Here is a 321-nt window from a genome sequence, read left to right on the forward strand (position 1 = left end):
TCATTTTTTAATCATCGTTTTCGCAAGCTCGATCAGCTCTTCCTTCGCCAATGGATTACCGGGATTCGTGGCAATGGTGAATCTTACCCCTTTCTCCGTCCATGACACCGAATTTCTAACGAATTGAGGATACTTCTTCTTTGTTTCTGCATCATATTCGTCAGCAGATTTGTACTCGAACCCTTTGTCTTTAGCATTCTTATCTGTCTCTAGCGTGTAGAGTTCCACGAACAACTTATCATTTCCTTTGGCGTACTCCAGCTTGATCTCTCCCACCTCTGGCGCTTCTACCTTTTTGGAATACACCACTTTGCCTTTAGC

At 43.6% G+C, this 321-nt stretch carries 1 pseudogene; it reads right to left on the reverse strand.

Annotated elements, in window-relative coordinates:
• A pseudogene (locus BBG47_RS28605) lies at window positions 1–321 on the reverse strand (hypothetical protein); the annotation flags it as partial.

The organism is Paenibacillus sp. KS1 (assembly GCF_001680695.1).
GTDB lineage: Bacteria > Bacillota > Bacilli > Paenibacillales > Paenibacillaceae > Paenibacillus_B > Paenibacillus_B suaedae.